At 65.3% G+C, this 20,627-nt stretch carries 19 protein-coding genes; 8 read left to right on the forward strand and 11 right to left on the reverse strand.

The features are described from left to right. Positions 1-23: 23 nt before the first annotated feature. The 3 genes from HAP48_RS07385 to HAP48_RS07395 all read right to left on the reverse strand — a co-directional run bounded on the left by HAP48_RS07385 (position 24) and on the right by HAP48_RS07395 (position 3,269). Positions 24-1,094 (reverse strand): aldose epimerase family protein, encoded by a 1,071-nt coding sequence (locus tag HAP48_RS07385; RefSeq protein WP_166214304.1) that lies wholly within the window; start codon positions 1,092-1,094, stop codon positions 24-26. 2 nt (positions 1,095-1,096) lie between these two features. Beyond that, on the reverse strand, positions 1,097-2,026 hold the full coding sequence (locus HAP48_RS07390) for a Gfo/Idh/MocA family protein (protein ID WP_166214303.1): 930 nt from the start codon (positions 2,024-2,026) through the stop codon (positions 1,097-1,099). Between the two features lie 217 nt (positions 2,027-2,243). Continuing rightward, on the reverse strand, positions 2,244-3,269 hold the full coding sequence (locus HAP48_RS07395) for a histone deacetylase family protein (protein WP_166214302.1): 1,026 nt from the start codon (positions 3,267-3,269) through the stop codon (positions 2,244-2,246). A 151-nt stretch (positions 3,270-3,420) separates the two neighbouring features. On the opposite strand from HAP48_RS07395, the gene HAP48_RS07400 reads away from it, so the two are divergent. Continuing rightward, entirely contained in the window at positions 3,421-4,032 is a 612-nt protein-coding gene (locus tag HAP48_RS07400; RefSeq protein ID WP_166214301.1) for a TetR/AcrR family transcriptional regulator, read from the forward strand. 3 nt (positions 4,033-4,035) lie between these two features. Here the strand turns inward: HAP48_RS07400 and HAP48_RS07405 are convergent, their stop codons facing one another. Beyond that, positions 4,036-4,986 (reverse strand): fatty acid desaturase, encoded by a 951-nt coding sequence (locus tag HAP48_RS07405; RefSeq protein ID WP_166214300.1) that lies wholly within the window; start codon positions 4,984-4,986, stop codon positions 4,036-4,038. A gap of 14 nt (positions 4,987-5,000) precedes the next feature. Beyond that, positions 5,001-6,032, reverse strand: coding sequence for an alpha/beta fold hydrolase (locus HAP48_RS07410; RefSeq protein ID WP_166214299.1), 1,032 nt, complete (start codon positions 6,030-6,032; stop codon positions 5,001-5,003). A gap of 217 nt (positions 6,033-6,249) precedes the next feature. On the opposite strand from HAP48_RS07410, the gene HAP48_RS07415 reads away from it, so the two are divergent. The 5 genes from HAP48_RS07415 to HAP48_RS07435 all read left to right on the forward strand — a co-directional run bounded on the left by HAP48_RS07415 (position 6,250) and on the right by HAP48_RS07435 (position 12,561). Next, a complete protein-coding gene (locus HAP48_RS07415) occupies positions 6,250-7,587 on the forward strand; it encodes an MFS transporter (RefSeq protein ID WP_166214298.1) in 1,338 nt (445 codons plus the stop codon). 128 nt (positions 7,588-7,715) lie between these two features. After that, on the forward strand, positions 7,716-8,612 hold the full coding sequence (locus HAP48_RS07420) for a LysR family transcriptional regulator (protein ID WP_166214297.1): 897 nt from the start codon (positions 7,716-7,718) through the stop codon (positions 8,610-8,612). Between the two features lie 126 nt (positions 8,613-8,738). After that, positions 8,739-9,680, forward strand: a complete 942-nt coding sequence (gene kdgD, locus HAP48_RS07425) for a 5-dehydro-4-deoxyglucarate dehydratase (protein ID WP_166214296.1) — start codon at positions 8,739-8,741, stop codon at positions 9,678-9,680. A gap of 58 nt (positions 9,681-9,738) precedes the next feature. Continuing rightward, positions 9,739-11,094, forward strand: a complete 1,356-nt coding sequence (gene gudD, locus HAP48_RS07430) for a glucarate dehydratase (protein ID WP_166214295.1) — start codon at positions 9,739-9,741, stop codon at positions 11,092-11,094. A gap of 18 nt (positions 11,095-11,112) precedes the next feature. Then, entirely contained in the window at positions 11,113-12,561 is a 1,449-nt protein-coding gene (locus HAP48_RS07435) for an aldehyde dehydrogenase family protein (RefSeq protein WP_166214294.1), read from the forward strand. Positions 12,562-12,760: 199 nt separating this feature from the next. On the opposite strand, the gene HAP48_RS07440 is transcribed toward HAP48_RS07435, so the two are convergent. Beyond that, the gene (locus HAP48_RS07440; protein ID WP_420869824.1) at positions 12,761-13,987 is read right to left on the reverse strand and encodes an integrase core domain-containing protein; all 1,227 of its coding nucleotides are present in this window, start codon (positions 13,985-13,987) and stop codon (positions 12,761-12,763) included. A gap of 166 nt (positions 13,988-14,153) precedes the next feature. Here HAP48_RS07440 and garD point away from each other — a divergent pair, with 166 nt between their 5' ends. Then, positions 14,154-15,695, forward strand: coding sequence for a galactarate dehydratase (gene garD / locus HAP48_RS07445; protein WP_166214293.1), 1,542 nt, complete (start codon positions 14,154-14,156; stop codon positions 15,693-15,695). Positions 15,696-15,858: 163 nt separating this feature from the next. Then, on the forward strand, positions 15,859-16,035 hold the full coding sequence (locus HAP48_RS07450) for a hypothetical protein (RefSeq protein ID WP_166214292.1): 177 nt from the start codon (positions 15,859-15,861) through the stop codon (positions 16,033-16,035). Between the two features lie 51 nt (positions 16,036-16,086). On the opposite strand, the gene HAP48_RS07455 is transcribed toward HAP48_RS07450, so the two are convergent. Genes HAP48_RS07455 through leuD form a run of 5 tightly spaced genes read right to left on the reverse strand, consistent with a single transcriptional unit; the run spans position 16,087 to position 20,627 of the window. After that, a complete protein-coding gene (locus tag HAP48_RS07455) occupies positions 16,087-16,959 on the reverse strand; it encodes an ABC transporter permease (RefSeq protein ID WP_166214291.1) in 873 nt (290 codons plus the stop codon). Then, positions 16,956-17,789 carry an ABC transporter ATP-binding protein gene (locus HAP48_RS07460; RefSeq protein WP_166214290.1) on the reverse strand — a complete coding sequence of 278 codons (834 nt, stop codon included), beginning with the start codon at positions 17,787-17,789 and terminating at the stop codon, positions 16,956-16,958. Before HAP48_RS07460 ends, HAP48_RS07455 begins: the two co-directional genes overlap by 4 nt. Continuing rightward, entirely contained in the window at positions 17,786-18,847 is a 1,062-nt protein-coding gene (locus tag HAP48_RS07465) for an ABC transporter substrate-binding protein (protein WP_166214289.1), read from the reverse strand. The genes HAP48_RS07460 and HAP48_RS07465 overlap by 4 nt, the downstream gene beginning before the upstream one ends. After that, positions 18,847-19,980 (reverse strand): 3-isopropylmalate dehydrogenase, encoded by a 1,134-nt coding sequence (gene leuB, locus HAP48_RS07470; RefSeq protein WP_166214288.1) that lies wholly within the window; start codon positions 19,978-19,980, stop codon positions 18,847-18,849. Before leuB ends, HAP48_RS07465 begins: the two co-directional genes overlap by 1 nt. Continuing rightward, complete coding sequence (gene leuD / locus HAP48_RS07475) at positions 19,977-20,627, reverse strand: 3-isopropylmalate dehydratase small subunit (RefSeq protein ID WP_166214287.1); 651 nt, start codon at positions 20,625-20,627, stop codon at positions 19,977-19,979. Before leuD ends, leuB begins: the two co-directional genes overlap by 4 nt.

The following is a 20,627-nucleotide window of genomic DNA, read 5'->3' on the forward strand; positions in this document are numbered from 1 at the left end:
GGCACGGTCAGTCATGGCATCACTCACACGGTCGAGAATCGATAGATGGCGGTGCGCCGATAAGTCTGCCCCGGATCGAGCCGCGCCGAGGGAAAGTCGGGCCGGTTCGGCGCATCGGGCCAGGCATGCGGCTCGAGACACAGCGCATCGGATTGGCGATACAGCCGGTCGCCCTTGCCGGCGGTCGAGCCGTCGAGGAAATTGCCGGAATAGAACTGCAGTCCCGGTTGATCGGTGAACAGCTCCATCACGCGGCCGCTGTGCGGCGCCTCGAGGCGCGCGGCGAAACGGGGTCCGGTCCCCGCGGCCAGACAGAAATTGTGGTCATAGCCGCGCCCGAGCCGCAGCTGCTCGTCATTCAGCCTGATCCGCGCGCCGATCGCGACCGGCTTGCGGAAGTCGAACGGCGTGCTGTCGACCGGCCGCGGCGGCCCCTGTAGCGGGATCGCCGTGGCGTCGACCCCGAGGAAATGGTCGGACGCGATCGTAAGGTGATGATCGAGGATCTGCGTGCCTGAGCGCGCGCCGTCGAGATTGAAGAAGCTGTGATTGGTGAGGTTGAGGCAGGTCGGCCGGTCGGTGGTCGCCTCATATGTCACCGAGAGCTCCATCGGACTGCGCACGCGATAGGTCACTCGCGTCGCGAGATTGCCCGGATAGCCCTCCTCGCCATGCGGGCTCTCGCGCTCCAGCACCAGCGTCGGCTCCGGACCGTCGCTGAGTTCGACGATCCGCCACAGCTTGCGATCAAAGCCCTGCAGCCCGCCATGCAGCGCGTTGGGGCCGTTGTTGGCGTCGAGCTGCACCGTTTCGCCATCGAGCATGAAGCGCGCGCCGGCGATCCGGTTGGCGTAGCGTCCGATGGTCGCGCCGAAGAACTTGCGCTGCGCGAGATAGCCGTCGAACGCGTCGTGACCGAGCACGATGTCGTCGCACTGCCCGTCGCGATCCGGGGTTACTAGCGCCTGCAGCGTGGCGCCAAAGGGCAGGATGGCGGCCTCAAAGCCGTGCTCGCCGCGCAGTGTGACGCGCTCGACCACGGTACCATCAGGCAACGTGCCGAAGGGCGCGCGAGCAACGCTGGATGATGTCATTGTCAGTCCTCGAACGCCTCGACGAGGCGCCGCCGTCCCAGCATGAAGCTGTCGGCGACAAGCTGCAAGGGCACCAGATCGACATCGGATTTGCCGTCCGACGTCAGCGCGACGAAGCGGCGATACAGCGCGGGATATTCCTCGTCGGCGGCATCGACGACCAGCATGCTGCCGTCGCGCAGCTGTCTGCCGCCCTTGGACAGTGTCACAGGCCCGGCATCGGTTTCACACAGGATGTCCCAAGTTTGCGGACCGGTCTGGCGGAAATCGAATTCGGCACGGATCGGCAGGCCGCTCTCGTCGGTGAGCTCAAGTTCCGCGGCAATCGGCGCCTCCCGATTGGAGGGGAAATCCAGCATCGCACTCCTGACAAGAAGTGGACGCGGCAGGATCTCGGTCAGGATAGAGAGCGCGTTGATGCCGGGATCGAACACGCCGAAACCTCCGGCTTCGAAGATCCAGGCCTGGCCCGGATGCCAGACGCGCACGTCCTCCTTCCAGATGATAGTCACCTTGTTGATGGTGCGGCCGGCGAGCAGCTTGCGCGCGGGCCCGACCGCGGGCGCATAACGCGAATGCCAGGTGGCAAACAATGTCCGGCCTGCCTGATGCGCCGCCGCGATCAACGGCGAGAGTTCGGCAACGGTGGCGCCCGGCGGCTTTTCCAGCAGCACGTGCTTGCCCGCGGCGAGTGCGGCGGCGGCCTGCGCGTGACGGATCTGGGGCGGCGTGCACAGCGCGACCGCGTCGATCTCCGGGCCGTCGCGCAGCAACTCCTGCAAATCGCGGAAGTGCGGCAGGCCGGGCGGGGTCTGCGCCGGATCGGCGACCGCAACGAGTGCGGCGCCGGACGTCTTCGCGATCGCGGGCACATGTTGCCGGCGCGCGATCTCGCCGAAACCGACAATCGCGATGCGAAGCAGGTCACTCATGGCCGTCCTCGCGTTGCTGTCCACCTGGCCGGCTGATGCCGGCAGGCAAGAATCATAAGCCAGCGCCGAATACCAACCGCATGATCTGACTTTGGTTGCAAACATGCAAGCCAACCACGCTTTGTTGCGGCGCAGGCGGCTGAAGATCGATGCCCCGGATTCTTGTTTGACGAGATTTCCAGACGCGGGCCAATCGCCACGTCGCTCGGATATGCGTCTAGCGCGCGGCCTCGAACCCGCCCAGCACCGCCGTCAGATTGGCCCCGAGGATATCGGAGAGATAGCCGCCCTCCTGGACCAGCACCGTCGGCAGACCGAACCGCGCCAGCCCCTCGCCGATGCGGCGGAAGCCGTCGGTGGTGACGGCGAGGCCGGCGAGCGGATCCTTCTCGGAGGCGTCGAGGCCGAGCGCGACCACCAGCGCGGTCGGTGCGAAGGAGCGGATCGCCCTTTCCGCCGCCGCCAGCGCCTTCATGTAGTCGTCGTCGCCGGTGCCCTTGGCCAGCGGAATGTTGAGATTGGTGCCGAGACCACCGCGGGCGCCGCGCTCATGGGCGTAACCCCAGACGAAGGGGTAGAAGAACGACGGATCGGCGTGGATCGAGACGGTGAAGACATCCGCCCGCTCATAGAAGATGCCCTGCGTGCCGTTGCCGTGATGCACGTCGACATCGAGGATCGCGACGCGCTCGTGCCTCTGACGCAGATGCTCGGCCGCGATCGCGCTGTTGTTGAGGAAGCAGAAGCCGCCGGCAAGATCGCGATAGGCATGGTGTCCGGGCGGTCGGCACAGCGCGTAGACGGCGTCTTCGCCATCCAGCACCATTTGCGCGGCGGTGACCGCGACGTCGCTCGAGGCGCAGGCGCCGGCCCAGGTGCCCGGTCCGATCGGACAGCCGGTGTCGACCGTATGCCAGCCGAGCTTGCCGACGATATGGCTCGGGTAGGTGCCGGCGTTGCGCACCGGGTGCATGTTCGCGATCATCTCCGGCCCGGCATTGCCGAGCGCGGACCATTCATCCCAGGCCTCCGCGAGAAAGCTCAGATATTCCGGACTGTGCACCCGCGCCCGCGGCCCCTGCCCGAACTTGGTCGGCTCGATCAGCGTGTGCTTGCCGGCCTTCAGGCCCGCCAGCAGGCGGTCGGCACGCTCGGGCTGCTCGGTGGTGCGCTGGACGACACCGCGGACCAGGAAGAATTGCGGATCATGGCTGCGGTGCAGATCACTGTAGACGGCCTTCACGGGACGCTCCTGTTCGATCGGCGGCGGGGCTAAGCCTTCGCTCGCGCGTTGTACACTATCAGCGGCGGCAATGATCTGAAACAGCGCGCGATTTCATGCTATGTCCGCATGCAGCGCAATGATTCAAAGACGCAGGATACGAATCCCGGTCATGGCGAGCGGCAAGGCGGAGACGGAGGATGCGACAACGGGGCGGCGCGGCCGTCCGCGCTCCGCCGCGACCACGGCCGCGATCCTGCAAAGCGCCTATACGCAAATGGCGACCACCGGCCTTGCCGCCACCACCATCGACGCGATCGCCAGGCACTCCAACGTCTCGAAGATGACGATCTACAAATGGTGGCCGTCGCGCGAAGCTCTGTTGATCGATGCCTTCCTCGACCAGGCCTCGCGCGCCGTGCCGTTGCCCGAAACCGGCAATCCGGTGGCCCGCATCCGCCGCCATGTCGCGACCTATGTCGAGGCGTTGCAGGGCGAGTTCGGGCGCGTGCAGCTCGCGGTGATCTCGGAATGCATATCCAAGACCGGTACGGCGGGACTGTTCTACGAGCGCTACCTCGGCCTGCGCCGCAGCAGGATGCTGGAGATCATCACCGCCGGCCAGAAGGACGGCAGCATCGGCGCGCCGGGCGTGCCCGGCGATATCTACGACGCGATCTATGGCAGCCTGTTCTATCGCTACGTCTTCGGCATCAAGCCGTTGACCCCGGCCTATGCCCGCAACCTCGTCAATCTGGTGCTGCGGCCGAACGCCGACACGTGAATATCAAGCAGAGTGCTGCCGCTGGCGACGAAACCAGGCCCAGGTCTCGCGCGTCACGGCGCGGTAGTTGCTGCCGCGATACACGATGTGGCCATCGACGATGGCGTTCAGCTTCGGCAGCGCATGGAACGGCACCGTCGGATAGGCGTGGTGCTCGACATGGTAAGGCATGTTCCAGGCGAACCATTTCATGATCCGGCCGGTCATCGTGGTCCGCGTATTCTCGAACGCGCTCCGCGTCCGCTCGCACCCGGTGTGCTCGGCATAGAGATACGGACGCAGGATGAGCTGACCGGCCAGCAGCGGCACGATCCACACAAAGAGCAGGATCGCGCTTTGCAGCGCGAGCGATGCCACCAGCAGCAGCAGATAACCCGCGAGATAGAGTCTTGCTTCCCGCACGATCGCCGCCCGCTTGTGCTCCGGAATCCACGGCACGCTCACCTTCCCGGTGAGCGCGTGCCGCAACATCAGCCGGATGCGGACGAGCACCTGCAGCAATCCGGAATAGGCGATCGCGAGCTGGGTGTCCGACGCCGGCTTGGGACCGACGATCAGCTCCGGGTCCTTCTCCGGATCCTGGGTGTAGCGATGATGGTCCCAGTGGAACAGGCAGTAATATTGATAGGGCAGTCCGATCATGAAGGCGGACAGATTGCCGACCGCCGGATTGAGGGTGTGACTGCGGAACGCCGTCTTGTGCGCGGTCTCATGCACCACCATGAACAGGAACGCGACGAAGTAACCCTGCACGGCAATCAGCGGCAGCGCCCATAGCAGGCCGTAGCGCGACGAAGCCAGCGAGATCAGCGCGCCGACCACAACGATCATGCCGTAATGGCTCGCTGCGCGCAGCGCGCCGGCAAGGTTCGATTTGATCGACAGATCGCGGAGGATCAGCGGGCTGAGCGGCTTCAGGCGCGGTCCGGCATCACTGGTCTCTGCGGTGCTCATGGTCGTCTCACCTGTCAGCGTTGCAACAGCGCCGAGATCTCGGCGTTGATGAAGGCGCGGTCTGCGGGGTTGTTGATGGGATTGCCGGCGCGGTGGCCGTGGATCGACGGAATGGCGTGCAGCGCCGCGGAGCGCGCATTGACCAGGCGGCCGAGTTCATCCTCGTTATCGCGCGGGTCGAAATAGCGGTCGGTACGCCCGGGCATCAGCAGGACGTGCGCCTTGATCGCGGCCAGCGCCCGGTCAAAGTCGCCGCCGAATTCCTCGCAGCGGCTGATGTCGCCGGCCTGCCAGATCGCGACCTGCGCCAGCAGATCATTGGCATCGCGCCGTGCGAATGCGCCGTCCCACGATCCCGCCAGATAGTCCTCCAATGAGCTGAAGCCGGCTTCGCGCCAGACTTCCTCGCGATAAAATTCATGCGACATCGCCCAGCCGGCATAGACGCGCCCCATCGCGCGAAGGCCGGCCACGGGCTTGCTGACGAAGCGGCCGTCCCGATGGGCCGGATCGGCGGTCAGCGCGGCCTTCACCCCCTCGAGGAACACATGGTTATACGGCGAGCACCTTGCGCTGCCGCAGACCACGGCTGCGCGCTCCACCATGTCGGGGTAGCGCGCGGCCCAGTGATAGGCCTGCATGCCGCCCATCGACCAGCCATAGACCAGCGCGAGCTTCGTCACGCCAAACCGCTCGACCAGCAGCCGCCGCTGAATGGCAACGGCATCATGACAGGTGAAGGCCGGAAACGGCCCGCCGCCGAGCACCTCGCTCGAATTCGAGGGCGAGGACGACAGGCCATTGCCGAACAGGTTCGCGATCACGATGAAGTAACGCTCGGGATCGAGCGCGCCGCCCGGCTGCACCAGCCATTCGATGTCGTAATGCTGCGCGGCGAACGACGTCGGATAGAGGATGACGTTGTCCTTGGCCGCGTTGAGCGTGCCGTAGGTCTTGTAGGCCAGCCTGAGCTGCGGAAACACGGCGCCGCCCTGCAGGGTCACGTCACCGGCCTCGAACACCTCATAGTCGCGTGGCGTGGTCATGCGCATTCGACCCCAAGTATGCGGGGCGCAACGCTGCGCCCGCAATAACTGTACGAATAGTACATTAATTTGGGAACCGAGGCAACAGCGGCGAAGGTGGCATCGCACCGGGCCGATCCATTCAAAATCGGTATGGATCAATACCCGTTTCGGCTTGGACCCCTTGTCGTCATCTCTCTAGGACAGACCCCGAGGAAATTTTTTCAAGGAGGCGCTAATGAGCGCGATTGTGTCCGCTGCGGACGCGCGGCGATCCCGCGTCCGGCTTCTGATCGTGACGATGCTGTTCCTCGTCACCACCGTGAACTATGCCGATCGCGCCACGCTCTCGATCGCCGGCCCCGCCCTTTCCAAGGAACTGCATCTCGATCCCGTGGCAATGGGTTACGTGTTCTCGGCGTTCGGCTGGTCCTATGTGATCGCGCAGGTGCCGTGCGGCTGGCTGCTAGACCGCTTCGGCTCCAAATGGGTCTACGCGATCAGCATCATCGTCTGGTCGATCTTCACCGCGCTGCAGGGCCTGGTCGGGTTCCTCTCCGCGGGCACGGCCGTGCTCCTGCTGTTTGGACTGCGCTTCCTCGTCGGCATCGCCGAAGCGCCGTCGTTTCCGGCCAATGCCCGCATCGTCGCGGCCTGGTTCCCCGGCAATGAGCGCGGCACCGCGTCGGCCTTCTTCAATTCCGGGCAGTATTTCGCAACCGTGATCTTCGCGCCGCTGATGGGCTGGATCGCGCACGAGCACGGCTGGCGCCACGTGTTCTACGTGATGGGCGGGCTCGGCATCGTGATGGGCATCGCCTGGATCAAGACGATCTACGAGCCGAAGGAGCATCCCGCGATCAACGAGGCCGAGTTCGACTACATCAAGCAGGGCGGCGCGCTGGTCGACATGGACGCGGCGAAGGACGGCAAGACGCACGACAGCGGCCCGAGTTGGGACCACATCCGCCAACTGCTCGCCAACCGTATGATGCTCGGCGTCTATATCGGCCAGTACTGCATCAACACCCTGACCTACTTCTTCCTGACCTGGTTCCCGATCTATCTGGTGAAGGAGCGCGGGCTCTCGATCCTGCAAGCCGGCTTCGTCGCGACGTTGCCGGCGCTGTGCGGCTTCATCGGCGGCGTGCTCGGCGGCGTGATCTCGGACTACCTGCTGCGCCGCACCGGCTCGCTGACCATCGCGCGCAAGATCCCGATCGTCGGCGGCATGCTGCTGTCGATGTCGATCATCGCCTGCAACTACGTCGACGGCCAGGCGCTGGTGGTCAGCTTCATGGCGCTCGCCTTTTTCGGCAAGGGCATCGGCGCGCTCGGCTGGGCCGTGGTCTCGGATACCTCGCCGAAGGAAGCCGGTGGCGTCTCCGGCGGCTTGTTCAACACTTTCGGCAATTTGTCCTCGATCACCACGCCGATCATCATCGGCTACATCCTGGCCGCCACCGGCTCGTTCAACGGCGCGCTGGTGTTCGTCGGCGCCAACGCGCTGGTCGCGGCAATCGCCTATCTGTTCATCGTCGGCGAGATCAAGCGGGTGCAGCTGAAGGCGGCCTGAGCCGGCTGCTACGGCAGCAACGACACGTCAACGGCGGCTGCGGCCGCCGTCTTTGTCTTCTTCCCCGGTGGGAGGCATCGATGCTAGAACGTACAAATCCTCGAACGATCCATTCCAGGCTAGCATCGATGTTCGACCTGAACCAGCTCCGCTGTTTCGTCACGGTGGCCGAGGAATTGCACTTCGGCCGCGCCGCCGCGCGTCTCAACATGACGCAGCCACCGCTGAGCCGGCAGATCCAGGTGCTCGAGCACATCATCGATGCGCCGCTGCTGGAGCGCACCAGCCGCTCGGTGCGGCTGACACCGGCGGGACGCAGTTTCTTGCCGGAAGCGCGGCGCATCCTCAAACTGGCGGAGTCCGCCTCGCAGGTCGCCCGCCGCATCGCGCTCGGCAAGACCGGCTCGCTCAAGATCGGCTTTACGGCCGCGGCCGCCTATGGCTTCCTGCCCGACCTGATCGCAGCCGCCCGCTCCCGCCTGCCGGAGGTCGATTTCTCCCTGAAGGAAATGGTCTCCGGCGATCAGTTCGAGGCGCTGACCACCGGCCAGATCGATGCCGGCCTGCTGCGGCCGCCGATCGCGCGGCCGGAATTCGCAAGCCGGCGCGTCGTGGCCGAGCCGCTGCTGGCCGCGATCCCGAAAAAGCATCCGCTGGCCGCCGCCGAGACCGTCAGCATCAAGGATTTCGACGACCAGCCGTTCGTGATGTATTCGCCCTATGAGGCGCGCTACTTCCACGATCTGCTGGTCTCGATGTTCACCCGCGCCGACGTGCTGCCGCGCTATGTCCAGCATCTCAGCCAGATCCATTCGATCCTCGCCATGGTGCGCGCCGGGCTCGGCGTCGCGGAGGCGGCCGCCAGCCTGAAGATCGCGGATGTCCGGCTGAAGCCGCTGAAGCTGCGCACGCCCGTGCCGGTCGAACTGTTCATGGTATGGCGGCGCGATCACGAGAACCAGCTGCTGCCGGCATTGATCGAGATCGCGACCGAAATCGCCGGCCCGCACCTGCGCGGCGATTGATGCAGATTGTGTATCGCTCGATACCGCGTTTGGCTTGGACGCGCATCGAACGATTTCCTAGAAATCTCGCCATGGACGCGCGCTGCTCGCGCATCCGTTTCCCATAAGTATTTTAGGAGTGGCGCCATGAGCAAGATGACCCCTCAGGAGATGGCCGCGAGAATCGGTGGCGGCCTCCTCTCCTTCCCCGTGACCCCGTTCAAGGCGGATCATTCGTTCGACGAGGCGACCTATCGCGCCAACATGGACTGGCTATGCGGCTATGACGTCGCCGGCCTGTTCGCCGCCGGCGGCACTGGCGAGTTCTTCTCGCTGACGCCGAGCGAGGTACCACAGGTCGTGAAGGTCGCGGTCGAGGAGACCAAGGGCCGCGTTCCCGTGCTGGCCGGCACCGGCTACGGCACCGCGATCGCGCGCGAGATCGCGATCGGCGCCGAGAAGGCCGGCGCCGACGGCCTGCTGTTGCTGCCGCCCTATCTGACGCATGCCGAGCAGGACGGACTTGCTGCGCATGTCGAGGCGGTGTGCGCGTCGGTCAAGATCGGCGTCATCGTCTACAACCGCGACAATGCGATCCTGCAGCCCGATACGCTGGCGCGGCTGTGCGAGCGCTGCCCGAACCTGGTCGGCTACAAGGACGGCATCGGCGACATCGAGCTGATGACCCGCGTCTACACCAGGCTCGGGGACCGCCTGACCTATATTGGCGGGCTCCCCACCGCGGAAACCTTTGCGCTGCCCTATCTCGACATGGGCGTCACCACCTACTCGTCGGCGGTGTTCAACTTCGTGCCGGAATTCGCCACCAATTTCTACGCCGCGGTGCGCCGGCGCGATCATCAGACCATCCATGCAGGGTTGAAGGATTTCATCCTGCCGCTGATCGCGATACGCAACCGCAAGAAGGGCTACGCGGTGTCGATCATCAAGGCCGGCATGAAGGTGATTGGCCGCGATTCCGGTCCGGTGCGGCCGCCGCTGACCGACCTGACCGAGCAGGAGATCGCCGAGCTCGCGGCACTGGTGGCGAAGCTGCCGCAGGCCGCGACCCAGCAGGCAGCAGAGTAGGCCGAACGGCCCAAGAAACCGGAACAAGACAGCGGAAAGAACACAAAGGGAGGAGCAGATGATTCAAGACACGATCCGCACCGGCTTTAGCGGCGCCCCCGTCGTCACGGCGATGGAGGTGATTCCGGTTGCCGGCCGCGACGGCATGCTCCTCAACCTGAGCGGCGCGCATGCGCCGTTCTTCACCCGCAATCTCGTCATCCTCACCGACAACTCCGGCCACACCGGCGTCGGCGAGGTGCCGGGCGGCGAAAAGATCCGCAAGACGCTCGAGGACGCACGCGACCTCGTCGTCGGCCAGACCATCGGCGCCTGCAACAACATCCTGGCGTCGATGCGCCGGACATTCGCCGACCGCGACGCTGGCGGCCGTGGCAAGCAGACCTTTGACCTCCGCGTCACCATTCACGCGGTCACCGCCGTGGAATCCGCGCTGCTCGATCTGCTCGGCCAGCATCTCAATCTCCCGGTCGCGGCGCTGCTCGGCGAAGGCCAGCAGCGCGCGAGCGTCGAGACGCTCGGCTATCTCTTCTTCGTCGGCGATCGCAGCAAGACCAGCCTGCCTTACGTCGAAGGCGAGACCGGCAAGCCCGACTGGTTCAACTTGCGCCATCAGGTCGCCATGACGCCGGACGCGATCGTGCGCCTCGCCGAGGCGACCCAGGCGCATTACGGCTTTGCCGATTTCAAGCTCAAGGGCGGCGTGCTCGCCGGCGAAGAAGAGATCGAGGCCGTCACCGCGATCGCAAGGCGTTTTCCGAATGCGCGCGTCACGCTCGACCCGAACGGCGCCTGGACGCTCGACGAGGCGATCCGGCTCTGCAGCAGAATGCATGGTGTGCTCGCCTATGCCGAAGACCCCTGCGGCGCCGAGGCCGGCTTCTCCGGCCGCGAGATCATGGCCGAGTTCCGCCGCGCTACGGGGCTACCGACCGCAACCAACATGATCGCGACCGACTGGCGTCAGCTCTCTCATGCGCTGCGGTTAGGGGCCGTCGACATTCCGCTCGCCGATCCGCATTTCTGGACCATGCAGGGCTCGGTGCGGGTGGCGCAGACCTGCCGCGACAACGGCCTGACCTGGGGTTCGCACTCCAACAACCATTTCGATATTTCGCTGGCGATGTTCACCCATGTCGGCGCCGCCGCGCCCGGCAAGGTGACCGCGATCGACACCCACTGGATCTGGCAGGACGGCCAGGCGTTGACCAAAGAGCCGCTGCAGATCAAGGGCGGCAAGATCGCGATCCCCGACCGTCCGGGCCTCGGCATCGAGCTCGATCGCGGTGCCATTGAAGCTGCGAACGCGCTATACAAGCAGCATGGCCTCGGCGCCCGCGACGACGCGCTGGCCATGCAGTTCCTGATCCCCGGCTGGACCTTCGACGACAAGCGTCCCTGCCTCGTGCGCTAAAAAAGAAAGGTTGGAAACATGACAGCCCACCAGAAGAACTTCATCGCCGGCGAATGGGTCGACGGAACAGGCATCACGCGGGACATCAATCCCTCCAACACAGCCGATGTGGTCGGCGAATACGCCAAGGCCGACAAGGCGCAGACCGAAAAGGCGATCGCCGCGGCGAAGGCCGCCTTCCCGGCCTGGGCGCGCTCAACGCCGCAGGAGCGCTTTGACGCGCTGACCAAGATTTCCGTCGAAATCCTCGCCCGCAAGGAAGAGCTCGGCCGCCTGCTCGCGCGTGAGGAAGGCAAGACGCTGCCGGAAGGCATCGGCGAGGTGGCGCGCGCCGGTCAGATCTTCGCGTTCTTTGCCGGCGAAGCGCTGCGGCTGATCGGCGAGAAGGGCGCATCTGTTCGTCCCGGCCTCGACGTCGAGATCACCCGCGAGCCGGTCGGCGTCGTCGGCATGATCACGCCGTGGAATTTCCCGATCGCGATTCCCGCCTGGAAGATTGCGCCCGCGCTCTGCTACGGCAATTCAGTGGTGTTCAAGCCGGCCGAGCTGGTGCCGGGCTCGGCGCATGCGCTGTCCGAGATCATCGCGCGCTCCGGCATTCCGGCAGGGGTGTTCAACCTCGTGGTCGGCTCGGGCTCGGTGGTCGGCCAGACCCTGCTCGAACATCCCGATGTCGCCGCGATCTCCTTCACCGGCTCGGTTCAGACCGGCCGCAAGATCGCGCAGGCCTGCGTGCTTTCCAATCCCATGAAGAAGTTCCAGCTCGAGATGGGCGGCAAGAACCCGCTGGTCGTGCTCGACGACGCCGACCTCAAGGTCGCGGTCGAGGTCGCCGTCAACGGCGCCTACTTCTCCACCGGCCAGCGCTGCACGGCGTCCTCGCGCCTGATCGTCACCGCAGGAATTCACGACCGCTTCGTCGCCGCGATGACCGAGCGGATGAAGGGGCTCTCGGTGGATGACGCGCTGAAGAGCGGCGTGCATGTCGGCCCTGTGGTCGACCAGAGCCAGCTCGATCAGGACCTCCGCTATATCAAGATCGGCCAGGACGAAGGCGCCCGCCTGCATGGGGGCGGCGAGCTGTTGAACCGCGAGACGCCCGGCTTCTATCTGCAGCCGGCGCTGTTCACCGAAGCCACCAACACCATGCGCATCGCGCGCGAGGAGATTTTTGGGCCGGTCGCCTGCGTGATCCGCGCCAAGGATTATGAGGAGGCGCTCGCGATCTCCAACGACACCGAGTTCGGCCTCGCCTCGGGCATCTGCACCACGAGCCTGAAATACGCCTCGCATTACAAGCGCAACAGCGAGGCCGGCATGGTGATGGTCAATCTGCCGACCGCCGGCGTCGACTATCACGTGCCGTTCGGCGGCCGCAAAGGCTCGAGCTACGGCGCGCGCGAACAGGGCGCCTATGCCCGCGAGTTCTACACTACGGTGAAGACGGCTTATACTTATCCCGGCTAAAGCATGGTGCAGGTCTGGCGGCGACGACGGTACCCACCTCTCCCCTTGTGGGAGAGGTCGGATCGCGCGAGCGATCCGGGTGAGGGGTTACGCTCTCTCGCGGGGACCTGCGGCCCCTCACCCGGCGCTGCGCGTGAGCAACCGGCGACATGGGTAACGGTTCAGACCGACGACATGGGTAACACAATTCTCGTTTCGTTCAGGTCTGTTGTTGGGGCTGTGGACCCTGAGGGCAACGCGTAGCGTTGTCCTCAAGTCCACAGCCTTTTGCCTTGCGTTTGGGTCTGCGGAGTTGGTCACCGCGATGGGCGATCGTGCCGAGCACGATCGGGCCATAGCTGACGGTCCAGCCGTCCGGGTCCTCGGCCAAGCCGACGGGCTCACCGATCAGCGCTTCGCTGATATAGATCGTGTTGCCCAACCACTTGATCTCTCCGTTGTGCCGGACCGAGCGGACGTCCTGACCGTCAGCGTATTCCGGCTTGCGCAAGACACCGTCGAAGCGGCGCGAGGAGGCCTGGTAACGGTCGGCTGGCGTGGCGTTGTCGAGCGATTGGTGAGGACGCTCTTCGTTGTAGAGATGCTGGAAGCTGTGCAAGCGCTTGAGCTGCTCGCGCATGGTGGGAGCCGGCGGATTGGCAACGTCTTGCAGCAGCGTCAGATGCATCCGCTCATGGCGGCCGTTCTGCTGAGGTTTGCCCGGTGCAATGCGCTCCGGCGTCACGCCGGCTTTGATCAGCTTGACCGACAGTCGTGACAATCCTCCGGCGCCGCGCGAGGCAAACGGCGAGCCGTTGTCCGAGCGCATGTAGAGTGGCAACCCAAACTCGCGCAACGCAGCGTCCAGCACAGGCCAGACATGATCCGTGTCGGTGCGTGCCAAGGCCTGGCAGCGCAGCAGATAGCGGCTATAGGCATCGGTGAGCGTCAGCGGTTCGCAGCGCATGCCGTCCCCGGTCAGGAACCAGCCCTTGAAGTCGATGCACCAGACGTCGTTGGCCGCCTCGCAACCGGCAAAGGGCGCGCTCGAGGGCGGCCCGCGCCGGCGCAGCTTGCGCTTCACCGTCAGCCCCTCACGATCGAACAGCTCGCCGATCGTGCTTGCCGCGGGCCATGCCGTCCGAGGTGACTTCCGTTCGAGAAAGGCCAGCACCTTGATCGGCCCCCAGCTAGGATGCGCCCGACGCACCTCAAGGCAGCGCTCAGCGATCTTCTCCGCAACGCTTTGTGGACGATGCAGCGGAGCTCGCGGACGATCGAACAGTCCGGCCGCGCCTTCTTCCTCGAACCGTGCAAGCCATTTGTAGCCCACCCGACGGCTCACTCCGAACCGCCGGCACACCGCCGCAAACGACTCCTCGTGCTTTTGTGCCGCCACCACAAACCGCATCCGTTCATCCACAGCACAGGTCTCCATCCACCCCATCGGCAAGTTCCTCCTTGCCGATCAGTTGACCCGTTACCTATGTCGCCGGTCTATTCTGTTACCTATGTAGCCGGTTAGGACCCGCGCCGACCTCTCCCCGCCGGGGAGAGGTGGACGCCTGCGGATGCGTCCTAATCAGAACTCTCACCGCTCTTGAGGAGCCCTCATGGACCAGTCGATCGGCGCGCAGGAGCAGCCCCGCTACATCAAACTCAACGAACGCGACAATGTCGCGATCGTCGTCAATGATTTCGGCCTGCCGGCGGGCTCCCGCTTCGCCTCGGGCCTGACCTTGTGCGCCTTCGTGCCGCAGGGCCACAAGACCGCGCTGGAAGACATCGCCGAGGGTGCGCCGATCATCCGCTATGGCGAGGTGATCGGCCATGCGCTGTCGCCGATCCTGGCCGGCGAATGGGTCGACGAGGCGCGCATCCGCATGCCCGAGGCGCCGCCGCTCGATCAGCTCGAGATCGCGACCGCGGTGCCGCCTGCCCTGCCGCCGCTCGAAGGTTTTACCTTCGAAGGTTTTCGCAACGCCGACGGCTCGGTCGGCACCAAGAACATCCTCGGCATCTCCTCCTCCGTGCAATGCGTCAAGGGCACGATGGAATATGCCGTGAAGCGCATCCGCGCCGAGCTGTTGCCGAAATATCCCAATGTCGACGATGTCGTGCCGCTGACGCATGCCTATGGCTGCGGCGTCGCGATCACGGCACCCGACGCCGTGGTGCCGATCCGCACGCTGCAGAATCTCGCGCTCAATCCGAATTTCGGCGGCGAGATCCTGGTGGTCGGGCTCGGCTGCGAGAAGCTCGCGCCGGAGCGGCTGGTGCCGGAAGGCATCAGCGACGCTGTCGTGCGGATGCAGGACGAAGCCTTTGACGGCTTCGGCGCCATCGTCGAGGCGATCATGACCCAGGCCCAGGCCCGCCTGAAGGTGCTCAACGCCCGCACGCGCGAGACCTGCCCGGCCGCCGATCTCGTGATCGGCCTGCAAGGCGGCGGCAGCGATGCGTTCTCCGGCGTCACCGCGAATCCCGCGGTTGGCTTCGCCGCGGACCTGCTGGTTCGTGCCGGCGCCACCGTGATGTTCTCGGAAGTGACCGAGGTGCGCGATGCGATCCAGCTTCTGACCCGCCGCGCCGTTAACGAGGATGTCGGCCGCGCGCTGATCCGCGAGATGGCATGGTACGACGCCTATCTCGCCCGCGGCGGCGCCGACCGCAGCGCCAACACCACGCCGGGCAACAAGAAGGGCGGGCTCGCCAACATCGTCGAGAAGTCACTGGGCTCGATCGTCAAGTCGGGCTCCGGCCCGATCGCCGGCGTGCTGTCGCCGGGCGAAAAGGCGCGGCAGAAGGGCATGCTGTTTGCGGCGACACCCGCCAGCGACTTCATCTGCGGCACGCTGCAGCTCGCCTCCGGCATGACCTTGCAGGTGTTCACCACCGGCCGCGGCACGCCCTATGGCCTTGCCGCAGCACCGGTCATCAAGGTCGCGACCCGCAGCGAACTGGCGCGGCGCTGGAAGGATCTGATCGATTTCGACGCCGGCTGCATCGCGACCGGCGAGAAGACCATCGAGGAGACCGGCTGGGACCTGTTCCGCCTGATCCTCGATGTCGCCAGCGGCCGGACCAAGCCATGGTCGGACCGCTGGGGCATCCACAACGATCTGACGCTGTTCAACCCGGCGCCGGTGACCTAGGACTGGCGTCAACGACCCTGCTGCAGATGCACACGCGCAAGCGCGGAACATCGCGCATGGAACTCGCTGAACAGACATTCATCAGCGTGGCGAAATGATCATGTTCCATGCGTTGAATCGCCCGAATTGATGTCCCACGTTCTCATCAACAGGAGGACGTTCCATGAGACAATCGCAGCACTTCCTCGACAATGCGGAGAACTGCGCGCAGCTTGCCGAGCGCGCCGATGACGAGCCGACCTATAATCGCTTCAAGCGCATGGAAGCGGCCTGGCGCGCTCTGGCAAAGGAGCAGGATTGGCTCGACGGCGAGAGCTCGCCGTCGGAAAACGCGGCCTAACACCGAAGGTGGCACGTGCGCGACGAATGCGATGTCGCCGCGGGCCACTTTCTACTCCGCACTGCGTTGCCGCTGCCAGCGCAAGAGATAGGCCTGCAGCCGCCAGATGATCGCCGACAGCACGACGCCGACCAGCATCAGCACCACGACCGCGACCATCATGCCCGAAGCCTCGCCGCGCGCCTCCGACTCGATGATAAGACGGCCGATGCCGCGCTCAGCGCCGATGAATTCGCCGACGATCACGCCAATCAGCGCAAACGAGATCGCAGGTGTCAGCGAGGCGAACACCCATGCCATGGTCGAGGGGATCACCACGGTGCGGGTGATCTGCCACTCGCTGGCGCCGAGCAGACGCGCAGCATTGGTAAAACCCTCGTCGATCGAGCGCGCGCCCTCGAAGGTGTTGAAGAACACCAGGAACACGACCACGATCCAGGAGGTCACGATCTTCGACATGTCGCCGATCCCGAACGCCAGCACGATGATGGGCGCCAGCGCAATCCGCGGGATCGAATTCACCGCGGTGATGAAGGGCTGGAAGATCGCGCTCAGGCGGTCGGATCGCCCGAGGATCAGCCCGGCGACGAAACCGCTGACCACGCCGGTGACGAAGCCGAAGAAAGTGTTCTTCAGCGTGATGGCGGTCGCCGCCCAGAGATTGTTCTCGTTGCGCGCCCGGCACTTTGCGAAGTCGCCGTTGAACCAGCCGTTGAAGACGCCGAGCTTCGATTTGAGGCAGCTCTGGATCAGGAAATTCTCGTAGATCATCGACGGCTTCGAGATGAAGTACGGGTCGAGCAGATCCGGCACCAGCCACGGCAGTTTCGTGCGCAGGTCGTAGCCCCATTGCCATACCGACAGCACGATTGCGCAGATTAGGATCTGCCAGCCGATCGTGTTCATCATGCTGTAACGCTTCATGGGCTGCGACCCTTGACGAATTCCTCGCCGAGCGAATGCCAGATGTGCTGGAACAGCTCGGCATAGTGCGGGGTCTCGCGCACCTTCACCGCATCGCGCGGGCGGGCGAAATCGACCTCGAACATGTCCTTGATCCGGCCCGGCCGCGCCGAGAACAGGATGATGCGGTCGGCGAGCGTCAGCGCCTCGCCGAGATCGTGGGTCACGAACAGCACGGTCTGCTGCTCGCGTTCCCATATCCGGAGCAGCACCTCGTGCATGTCGATCTTGGTGTGGGTGTCGAGCGCGCCGAACGGCTCGTCCATCAACAGGATCTGCGGCTCGACGATCAGGGTCCGCATCAACGCCGCGCGCTGCCGCATGCCGCCCGACAGCGCGGACGGATAGGCATTCTCAAATCCCTTCAGTCCCGCCTGCGCGACGGATTCCGCGATGCGCTCTTTCCGTTCGCTCATCGGCACGCCTGCCAGCTCCAGCCCATAGCCGATATTGTCGGCAACGGTCCGCCACGGAAACAACGTATCGCGCTGGAAGACGTAGCCGACATTTGGCGTCGCCTTGCCGGCGACGACGCGTTTGCCGTCGATCAGGATCTCGCCGCCGGTGGGGCGGATCAGCGAGGCGATCATGTTGAGCACGGTGCTCTTGCCCGAGCCCGACGGCCCGAGCAGCGCGACGAACTCGCCGCGCCGGACGTCGAAAGTGACGTCGCGAACAGCCTCGATCGTGGTTTTGGCGAGCTGGAACGACTTGCACAGGCCATTGACCTCGACGCGGCGGTCGGCCGAGGCGCGCGGCGACAGAGTGGCGCTTGTCTCGAGGGCGCTCAACCCGGATAGGCCTTTCGCGCCGCGTCGATCAGGTTGGAGTTGACCACGTCGGCGATCTTGAGCGGCTTGATGCCGGTCATCTCGCGGAACCAGACCTTCTCGCCGCGCGCAAAGCTTGCGGCGTCGATCGTGCCCTCATAGTCCGCGACCTTCTGGATCGCCGTGATCTCGAGCAGATTGGCATCGCGCGAGGTGCTGCCGACATAGGGCTCGATGGCGTCATAGACCTCCGTCGGCTTGTGCGCCTTGATCCATTGCGACGCACGCCACAGCGCGGTGACGAAGGCCTGCATCTTCGCCGAGTCCTTGTCGATGGTCGCCTGCAGCGTGAAATGCGCGGTCACCGGCACCTTGCCGCCGATATGCTTGTTCCAGATCGCCTCGTCGGTGCCGTCGAACAGCAGTTCGCCCCAACCCTGCTGCTGCGCCTCGTTCAACAGCGACAGCGAGCTGACCAGGATATCGACCTGCTTCGACTTCAGCGATCCCAGCATGGTGTCGACATTGCCGGTGCCGATCCAGGTCACCTTGTCGTCGAGCCCCATGGTTTCCATGTAGTAGGACGCCCAGACATGGTTGGTGCCGCCGAGCGAGGACACCGAGACGATCGGCTTGCGGCCGTCGGGCCGCTTCCACTGCGTGAAGGCCTCCAGCGAGTTGATGCCCTGGTCCTTCAGATCCTTGCGGATGATGAACATCACCGAGTTCGACCGTGTGTCGACCGGCAGCAGCACGCGCGCGGCGCGGCCGTGATTGGTCAGCTGCATCGGATGGGTGACGTCGCCGATGCCGATATCGCCCTGCGACGAGGCGATGATCTCGCGGGTCTTCACGCCGCTGCCGCCCTGCACCAGCTTGCAGTCGAGCCCGGCTTCCTTGAAGTAGCCGATGCGATCCGCAACAAATTGCGTCTGATAGACCGGCACCGCGACCGGATAGATCGCACGGCCGGTGGCCGCCTGCGCCCACGCACGCCCCGCAGCCAGCGCCGCGCCGCCCGCGGCGATCACCGTCAGGGCCGATCGCCTCGACACATGGGGCATGGTGACGCGCGGCATCACGCGTGCTCCTTGGCCGAGATCCTGTCCAGCGCGCCGAGCACCGCGTCGCCCATCTGGACGCTCGACAGTTTTTTCGCGCCGGCTTCCGCAATATCCGCCGTGCGCGCGCCGGACGCCAGCGCGGTCTGCACCGCCTTTTCCAGCAGGTCCGCATCTTCAGGCCGGTTCAATGTCAGGCGCAGCAGCATCGCAACGCTGAGGATCGAGCCGAGCGGATTGGCGATGCCCTTGCCCGCGATGTCGGGCGCGCTGCCATGCACCGGCTCATACAGCGCCTTGCGCCGGCCGAAGCGATCGACCGGGCCGAGCGAGGCCGACGGCAGCATGCCGAGCGAGCCCGAAGCCATTGCCGCGCAGTCGGACAGGATGTCACCGAAGATGTTGCCGGTCACCATCACGTCGAATTGCCGCGGCTCGCGCACGATCTGCATCGCGGCGTTGTCGACATAGAGATGGGTCAGCTCGACGTCGGAGAACTCCTCCTTGTGCAGCCTGATCATCTCCTCGCGCCAGACCACGCTGGTCTCCAGCACATTGGCCTTGTCGACCGAACAGACCTTGTTGCGCCGGGTCCGCGCCAGCTCGAAAGCCGAGCGCGCCACGCGGCGGATCTGGTTGGTGGTGTATTGCTCGGTGTTGAAACCGCGGCGCTGGCCATCGGGCAATGTCTCGATGCCGCGCGGCTCGCCGAAATAGATGCCGCTGGTCAATTCGCGGATGATGACGAAGTCGACGCCGTCGAGTACCTCGGCCTTGAGCGGCGCCGACGCCGACAGCGCCGGGCTCGCCACGATGGGCCGCAAATTGGCGTAGAGATCGTATTTTCTGCGCAGGCCGAGCAGACTGCCAGCCTTGCGCGCCGCCGCGGGCACTTCGGTCGTCTCCGGCCCGCCGGTCGCGCCCCACAGGATCGCGTCGGCCTCGTCCATCGCCTCCGCCGTGTCCTCGGGCAGCACCTTGCCGGTCGCCAGATACGGGATCAGGCCGTATTGCGCCTCGCGCAGCGTCATCGGCACGTTACGTTTCGCTGCGAACCAGTCGAGCACGCGGCGCGACTGCGCGGTGACCTCGGGGCCGATGCCCTCGCCGCCGACGACGGCGACCTTGACCATGTTGGATTGCGTGCTCATGCCGATGTCCTTGAAGCGGGTGTCCTTGTAGAATGAATCCAGGGCCGCGCCGCGCGGTCGGCGGCCTGGAAGGCGTGGATCTCGTCGTCGCGCTGCAGCGTCAGCGCCACCTCGTCGAGCCCCTTCAGGAGCCCGTCGCGCCGCCGCGGGTCGATCTCGAACGAATGCCGCGCGCCCGACGGCGAGACGATGGTCTGCGCCTCGAGATCGATCGAGACCTTGCCCGCGCCCTGCGTCGCCTCGATGTCGGCGGCAAGCTGATCGACCACCGCCTTGTCGACGATGACGGGCAGGATTCCATTCTGGAAGCAGTTGGCGAAGAAGATGTCGCCGAAGCCCGAGCCGATGATGGCGCGGATGCCCCGCTCCTGCAGCGACCACACCGCGCCCTCGCGCGACGAGCCGCAGCCGAAATTCGGCCCCGTCACCAGGATCTCGGCCTCGCGGTATGGCTCGCGGTTGAGGATGAACTCCGGATTCTCCGAGCCGTCGGCGAGATAGCGCAGCGAGCCGAACGCCCATTTGCCGAGCGTGCCGCGGATCGAGTTGCCGACCAGGCGCTCGATGCGGATGATGACGTCGGTATCGATATTGGCGCGCATGATCGGCGCGGCGGTCGCGGTGAGCTTGTCGAACGGTTTCGGCAT

The organism is Bradyrhizobium septentrionale (assembly GCF_011516645.4).
Lineage (GTDB): Bacteria > Pseudomonadota > Alphaproteobacteria > Rhizobiales > Xanthobacteraceae > Bradyrhizobium > Bradyrhizobium septentrionale.

What these genes read in the sequence shown, in the direction of transcription:
- HAP48_RS07385 (WP_166214304.1), bottom strand. Translation starts at nt 1,094, where the DNA reads ATGACATCATCCAGCGTTGCTCGCGCGCCCTTCGGCACGTTGCCTGAT.
- HAP48_RS07390 (WP_166214303.1), bottom strand. Translation starts at nt 2,026, where the DNA reads ATGAGTGACCTGCTTCGCATCGCGATTGTCGGTTTCGGCGAGATCGCG.
- HAP48_RS07400 (WP_166214301.1), top strand. Translation starts at nt 3,421, where the DNA reads ATGGCGAGCGGCAAGGCGGAGACGGAGGATGCGACAACGGGGCGGCGC.
- HAP48_RS07405 (WP_166214300.1), bottom strand. Translation starts at nt 4,986, where the DNA reads ATGAGCACCGCAGAGACCAGTGATGCCGGACCGCGCCTGAAGCCGCTC.
- HAP48_RS07410 (WP_166214299.1), bottom strand. Translation starts at nt 6,032, where the DNA reads ATGACCACGCCACGCGACTATGAGGTGTTCGAGGCCGGTGACGTGACC.
- HAP48_RS07415 (WP_166214298.1), top strand. Translation starts at nt 6,250, where the DNA reads ATGAGCGCGATTGTGTCCGCTGCGGACGCGCGGCGATCCCGCGTCCGG.
- HAP48_RS07420 (WP_166214297.1), top strand. Translation starts at nt 7,716, where the DNA reads ATGTTCGACCTGAACCAGCTCCGCTGTTTCGTCACGGTGGCCGAGGAA.
- kdgD (WP_166214296.1), top strand. Translation starts at nt 8,739, where the DNA reads ATGAGCAAGATGACCCCTCAGGAGATGGCCGCGAGAATCGGTGGCGGC.
- gudD (WP_166214295.1), top strand. Translation starts at nt 9,739, where the DNA reads ATGATTCAAGACACGATCCGCACCGGCTTTAGCGGCGCCCCCGTCGTC.
- HAP48_RS07435 (WP_166214294.1), top strand. Translation starts at nt 11,113, where the DNA reads ATGACAGCCCACCAGAAGAACTTCATCGCCGGCGAATGGGTCGACGGA.
- HAP48_RS07440 (WP_420869824.1), bottom strand. Translation starts at nt 13,987, where the DNA reads ATGGGGTGGATGGAGACCTGTGCTGTGGATGAACGGATGCGGTTTGTG.
- garD (WP_166214293.1), top strand. Translation starts at nt 14,154, where the DNA reads ATGGACCAGTCGATCGGCGCGCAGGAGCAGCCCCGCTACATCAAACTC.
- HAP48_RS07450 (WP_166214292.1), top strand. Translation starts at nt 15,859, where the DNA reads ATGAGACAATCGCAGCACTTCCTCGACAATGCGGAGAACTGCGCGCAG.
- HAP48_RS07455 (WP_166214291.1), bottom strand. Translation starts at nt 16,959, where the DNA reads ATGAAGCGTTACAGCATGATGAACACGATCGGCTGGCAGATCCTAATC.
- HAP48_RS07465 (WP_166214289.1), bottom strand. Translation starts at nt 18,847, where the DNA reads ATGCCGCGCGTCACCATGCCCCATGTGTCGAGGCGATCGGCCCTGACG.
- leuB (WP_166214288.1), bottom strand. Translation starts at nt 19,980, where the DNA reads ATGAGCACGCAATCCAACATGGTCAAGGTCGCCGTCGTCGGCGGCGAG.
- leuD (WP_166214287.1), bottom strand. Translation starts at nt 20,627, where the DNA reads ATGCCGAAACCGTTCGACAAGCTCACCGCGACCGCCGCGCCGATCATG.